Below are 2,606 nucleotides of genomic sequence, written 5' to 3'. Positions count from 1 at the left end.
GCCCGGGCGGTGCGCTCGCGGCCCCGCCCGGACGTGATCGTCGCCCTGACGGACGGCCAGACGCCCTGGCCGTCCGCGCCGCCGCCCGCCCGCACGGTCGTCGGCCTCTTCCCGCGCCCCGTTTCCGCCTCCGCAAGGAGGAGGGAGGAGCACGACTACGTACCGGACTCGCCGCCGCGCTGGGCGCGCGTGGTCACGCTCGGGGGAGGGTGAGGGTGCGGGGGCGCCCGACCGGCGCCGGCGCCCGCATCCGCCGCCCCCCTACGGCCACAGCAGCTGCTTCGCCCAACCGCCGTCCTGCCGCACGTACTTGAGGCGTACGTGTCGTCGCCGCGCGTCCCCCTGGAAGAACTCCACCTCGTCCGGTTCCAGTTCGTACACCGTCCAGGAGGCCACCGGGGCGTCCGGCTCATGCTGCGCCCGCTCCCAGGCGGCCTCGGAGGCGCGTGCCAACTCCTCGTAGGAGGAGAGGAGTTCGCTCTGGTGACCGACGAGCGCGGAGGCGAGGGCGCCGGTCGAGCGGGCGTGCAGGTCGGCGTGCGCGACCTCGGCGGGGGCGGTGCGGACGGGGCCGCGCAGCCGGACCTGGCGGCCCTGCACCGGCCAGTAGAAGCCGAGTGCCGCATATGGGCGGGCGGCGAGCTGGCGGCCCTTGGCGCTGCCCGCGTGCGAGGCGAAGTGCAGGGCGCGGTCGTCGGCGCCGTGCAGCATCACCGTACGGACGTCGGCGTGCCCGTCCGCGTCCGTCGTCGCCAGTGACGGGGTGTGCGGCTCGGACTGCCCGGCCGCCACGGCCTGTCCGAACCATCGCGTGAACAGGGGGAGCGGCGCCCCGGGCGTGGCCGCCGGGTCGAAGTCGGGCAGCTCGGTGTCCCAGACGCGCAAGGACTTCAGCAGGGTGGTGAGGTCGGCTTCCATGGGGCGATTGTCGCCGGTGCGCGGGTCGGCCGCGGGCGCCCCGCGCCCGCCGCTCACTCCTGCGTACCCAACTGCGCGAGCAGCACCCCGTGCAGCAGCTCGGCGTCCACGAAGTCTCCTGCCACCGGGGCGCCGCAACGCCAGCTCAGCGGATACGTGTTGCCGTGCGGCGCCGGGATCCCGACGTACTGGTCCCGCGGCGCCGGTCCGAAACACGCCGCGCCCGGCGGCCACACGTACCGCTTGCTCTCACCGGGCGCCAGCAGGAAGTACGTCCACCGTCCGCCGGACAGCTCCCGCACGACGGGCCCGACGTCGCCCTCCGTGAGTGCGGCGAGATGGTGCAGCACCGCCTCGCCGCGTACGCCGCGCACCCGGACGGCGTCGAAGTGCACTCCGGCCAAACGCAGTTGGAGTCCGGCGCGCGGTACCCAGTCCGGGGCGTTTTCGCTCGTCATGCCTCCGAGCATCGGCGTGGTTGCGTACCGTCACCAGTACTTCGGTGAGCACAACGCGGCGATGTGGAGTGGGGCATGACCACTGTGGACAGTGCGGAGACGGTGAGTCCCGCCCGCCGTCACGTCGGAGCACTGATCAAGTACTTCCGCACACAGGCCGCCCTCACGCAGAAGGAGCTTGCCGAGCGACTGCTGGTGTCGGTGTCGACGGAGAGCGCGTACGAGTGCGGGGACCGGATTCCGACGTCCAGCTTCCTGGCCGACGCCGATCAACTGCTGGATGTGGGCGGGGCGTTGGAGTCCTGCATTCCGTTGATGGAGGAGGAGAAGTATCCGCCTACGTTCGTGGGGTGGGTGCGGCTGGAGAAGAAGGCGGCGGTCATCAATGCGTACGAGTCCATGGTCTTCCCCGGTTTGTTGCAGACCGAGGAGTACACGCAGGCGCTGTACGAGTCGGCAGTGCCACGGCTGCCCGACGACCAGATCGAGAAGGACGTGCAGGGCCGGGTCGAGCGACAGGCCATTCTGCGGCGCGTGCCCGTCCCCAACTTCGGGTACGTCATTGAGGAGTCGGTGCTGACGAGGGCGATCGGCGGAAGGAGCGTGTTGCGGGACCAGTTGCTCCACGTGCTCGCCCTGTCCCGCTCGATGAGCAACCTGATGCTCCAGGTGATGCCGACCGACCGGCCACGACATGCGGGCCTCGCCGGATCAATGCAGTTGCTCAGCACGCTGGAGGGCCGTAACTATGCCTACGCGGACGGGCAGGTCGCCGGTAGGTTGATCACGAAGCCCGGCGAGGTCGCCCAGTGCCTGGACCGCTTCGGCATGCTGCGGGGGCAGGCGCTCAACCCCTGGGAGTCCGCAGACCTGATCGAGAGGACGGCGGGACGGCTATGACGACCGAACTGGCGTGGTTCAAGAGCAGCTACAGCAACAACCAGGGCGAAGCCTGCCTCGAAGTCGCCTACGCCTGGCGCACGTCGAGCCACAGCTCCGCGACCGGCGAGTGCGTCGAGGTGGCGCCCTGCCCCCACGCCCGCACCGTCCACCTCCGCGACTCCAAGAACGACCCGGCGACCGGCCCGACGTTCCGGGTCGGCGCGGGCGCCTGGGCGGCGTTCGCCGGGTTCGCGGCGCGGTGACGCCTTCGGGACGCCCGCAGCCGTGACGCAGGCGGAGCGCGACGGGGCGGCGGGAGTCGTGGTCGTCGGCGCCGGAATCGTCGGC

Annotated in this window: 4 protein-coding genes and 1 pseudogene; 3 read left to right on the top strand and 2 right to left on the bottom strand. The window is 71.6% G+C overall.

Annotation, left to right across the window (positions count from 1 at the left end; all coding sequences use genetic code 11):
• A pseudogene (locus tag G3I40_RS08500) lies at positions 1 to 213 on the top strand (hypothetical protein); the annotation flags it as partial.
• Positions 214 to 261: 48 nt separating this feature from the next.
• Here G3I40_RS08500 and G3I40_RS08495 read toward each other — a convergent pair.
• Positions 262 to 918: a pyridoxal 5'-phosphate synthase gene (locus tag G3I40_RS08495; RefSeq protein ID WP_164301555.1), complete on the bottom strand. Its 657-nt coding sequence runs from the start codon at positions 916 to 918 to the stop codon at positions 262 to 264.
• Between the two features lie 53 nt (positions 919 to 971).
• A complete protein-coding gene (locus G3I40_RS08490; protein ID WP_164301554.1) occupies positions 972 to 1,376 on the bottom strand; it encodes a hypothetical protein in 405 nt (134 codons plus the stop codon).
• Between the two features lie 75 nt (positions 1,377 to 1,451).
• Between G3I40_RS08490 and G3I40_RS08485 the strand changes: the two genes are divergently transcribed.
• Both G3I40_RS08485 and G3I40_RS08480 read left to right on the top strand, forming a co-directional pair.
• Complete coding sequence (locus G3I40_RS08485) at positions 1,452 to 2,276, top strand: helix-turn-helix transcriptional regulator (RefSeq protein WP_164301553.1); 825 nt, start codon at positions 1,452 to 1,454, stop codon at positions 2,274 to 2,276.
• Positions 2,273 to 2,521 carry a DUF397 domain-containing protein gene (locus tag G3I40_RS08480; protein ID WP_164301552.1) on the top strand — a complete coding sequence of 83 codons (249 nt, stop codon included), beginning with the start codon at positions 2,273 to 2,275 and terminating at the stop codon, positions 2,519 to 2,521. Before G3I40_RS08485 ends, G3I40_RS08480 begins: the two co-directional genes overlap by 4 nt.
• Positions 2,522 to 2,606: the final 85 nt, after the last annotated feature.

It is taken from the genome of Streptomyces sp. SID14478, from assembly GCF_010548525.1.
In the GTDB taxonomy this organism is placed as follows: domain Bacteria; phylum Actinomycetota; class Actinomycetes; order Streptomycetales; family Streptomycetaceae; genus Streptomyces.
Note: the sequence above shows the minus strand (reverse complement) of the source record. Positions and strands in the feature narration are given on the sequence as shown.

Coding starts and splice junctions, on each gene's coding strand:
- G3I40_RS08485 (WP_164301553.1), top strand. CDS start 1,452: ATGACCACTGTGGACAGTGCGGAGACGGTGAGTCCCGCCCGCCGTCAC.
- G3I40_RS08495 (WP_164301555.1), bottom strand. CDS start 918: ATGGAAGCCGACCTCACCACCCTGCTGAAGTCCTTGCGCGTCTGGGAC.
- G3I40_RS08480 (WP_164301552.1), top strand. CDS start 2,273: ATGACGACCGAACTGGCGTGGTTCAAGAGCAGCTACAGCAACAACCAG.
- G3I40_RS08490 (WP_164301554.1), bottom strand. CDS start 1,376: ATGACGAGCGAAAACGCCCCGGACTGGGTACCGCGCGCCGGACTCCAA.